General features: G+C 40.8%; 3 protein-coding genes. All 3 read right to left on the bottom strand.

Translation table 11 applies throughout. The annotated features are described in order from the left end of the window. The coding region (locus DBR11_RS27370) for an RNA polymerase sigma factor (RefSeq protein ID WP_108555721.1) at positions 1 to 439 on the bottom strand (439 nt) is incomplete at its 3' end. 3 nt (positions 440 to 442) lie between these two features. Beyond that, entirely contained in the window at positions 443 to 1,399 is a 957-nt protein-coding gene (locus DBR11_RS27365) for a transketolase family protein (protein WP_108555722.1), read from the bottom strand. Positions 1,400 to 1,449: 50 nt separating this feature from the next. Further along, positions 1,450 to 2,316, bottom strand: coding sequence for a transketolase (locus DBR11_RS27360; RefSeq protein ID WP_255564637.1), 867 nt, complete (start codon positions 2,314 to 2,316; stop codon positions 1,450 to 1,452). Positions 2,317 to 2,534: the final 218 nt, after the last annotated feature.

Here is a 2,534-nt window from a genome sequence, read left to right as displayed (position 1 = left end):
CATCAAAGTATTTCATATTAAAAACAAGCCGCTGTTTTTCAGGTAAGGTTAATAAAGCTTGCTGCAGTTTAAGTTGCAATTTATCACCGTTGAAATAGGCAGATTCCACAAGGCTGTCTGCGAGTTCTTCGGAAACTTCATCTAAAGGGGTATTGTTCCTTTGTTTCTTTTTGTTCAGGAAAGTAATAGATTCGTTGGTCGCGATTCTATAGATCCAGGTATACAGCTGGGAGTCGCTTCTAAACTTTTCGAGGTTTCGCCATACTTTTATAAACACGTCCTGAACCAGGTCGTCGGTATCGTCATGGTCGATCACCAGGCGGCGGATGTGCCAGTATATCTTTTGCTGATATTTAGATAAAAGCAGGTTAAAGGCTTCATTTCGGGTTTTCTCGTTTGAGAACTTCTCCAGTATTTCTGCGTCTTCAACCTGCTTCATTTATTATTTCTTTCTTTTGATCACTTTTTGAGCAGCTTCAACAATATTTACTGTGTCTAAACCGTATTTTGTCATTAACTGGTCTGGTGTACCACTTTCTCCGAAACTGTCATTTACAGCAACAAACTCTTGTGGTGTTGGTAATTCTGTAGACAATAAACGCGCCACACTTTCTCCAAGACCACCAAATTTATTGTGTTCTTCTGCCGTAACTACACAACCAGTCTTCTTAATAGATTTCAGGATCGCTTCTTCGTCAAGGGGCTTAATGGTGTGGATGTTGATGATCTCAGCATCGATGCCCAGTTCGGCCAGTTTCTCTCCGGCTTCAATGGCTTTCCAAACCATATGGCCAGTCGCGATAATGGTTACATCTGTACCTTCGTTAACCATCCAGGCTTTACCGATTTCGAATTTTTGATCCGGGTCGGTGAATACAGGGATTACCGGGCGTCCGAAACGTAAATATACCGGGCCTTCATGCTCTGCGATGGCAATGGTTGCGGCTTTGGTCTGGTTATAATCGCAAGTATTGATCACGGTCATTCCTGGCAGCATTTTCATCAAACCGATATCTTCCAGGATCTGGTGTGTTGCACCGTCTTCACCTAATGTTAAGCCGGCGTGTGAAGCACAGATCTTTACATTTTTGTTAGAGTAAGCAACCGACTGGCGGATCTGATCATAAACACGGCCTGTAGAGAAGTTCGCAAATGTTCCGGTAAATGGAACTTTACCTCCAATAGTTAGTCCGGCAGCGATACCAATCATATTGGCTTCTGCAATGCCGATCTGGAAAAAACGTTCAGGGAATTCTTTGATAAAGGCTTCCATTTTTAAGGAGCCTACAAGGTCAGCACATAGTGCAACGACCTCTGGGTTTTTTCTTCCAGCTTCAAGAAGTCCGGCACCGAATCCGGAACGGGTATCTTTTTTTTCTGTATATGTATACTTTTTCACGTTCTTAAGTGTTTTAAAGGTGTTCAAGCCTGCTTTGCAGGCTTTCATTCTTAATAATCTTTTAGGGTACTGTGTAATTGGGCAAGGGCAGCGGCCAGCTGCTCATCATTAGGGGCAACACCGTGCCATTTGTGTGATCCCATCATGAAATCAACACCTGCACCCATTTGAGTACTCATTAAGTTTAAGATTGGTTTGCCTTTTCCGGTTAAGGTTTTAGCATAATGTAAAGCTTTCACAATGGATTCCATATCGTTGCCATCGGACTCAATAACATGCCATCCGAAAGCTTCGAATTTGGCCTGCAGATTTTCCAGAGACAATACTTTTTCTGTTGGACCATCAATCTGCTGTCCATTGTAATCGATGGAAGCAATTAAATTGTCAACTTTATTGTGTGGGGCATACATAATGGCTTCCCAGTTTTGTCCTTCCTGCAATTCTCCGTCTCCATGCAAAGTATATACAATAGAGTGGTCTTTATTGAGCTTTTTGGCTTGTGCTGCTCCAATAGCAACAGACATGCCCTGACCTAGAGAACCTGAGGCAATACGAATTCCCGGAAGGTGCTCATGGGTTGTAGGGTGGCCTTGTAACCTGGAGTTTAATTTCCTGAAAGTTGCCAGTTCGCTTACTTCAAAATAACCTGATCTGGCTAATACACTATAAAAAACAGGGGAGATATGACCGTTAGAAAGAAAAAACAGATCTTCACCTTTACCATCCATTGTAAAATCAGTAGAATGATTCATCACTTCAAAATACAGTGCGGTCATGAAATCTGCGCATCCTAATGATCCACCTGGGTGTCCGGATTGACATCCGTGAACCATTCTTACAATATCCCTCCTTACTTGAGAAGCAATATCCTCTAATTCATTGATTGTATGTTTCATTAAATATGGAAATGTGTTAATACGAGCAAATGTAATTATTTACTTGTTTAACACGGTAGTTATGTCAAAAATACATCTTCATTTGAATTTTATACTATAAATTTTGATGAATTTAAATAAATGTCATATTGACGCATAATAAAGGAGGAATTAAGTTTTATGAAGTTGCAAAATGGTGTGGTTTAATTGTGGGATTTAAAGGATGGAGAGGTGTATTGTTTCGGAAAATTCTGTACAGC

It is taken from the genome of Pedobacter sp. HMWF019 (assembly GCF_003061025.1).
Classification (GTDB): domain Bacteria; phylum Bacteroidota; class Bacteroidia; order Sphingobacteriales; family Sphingobacteriaceae; genus Pedobacter.
Note: the sequence above shows the minus strand (reverse complement) of the source record. Positions and strands in the feature narration are given on the sequence as shown.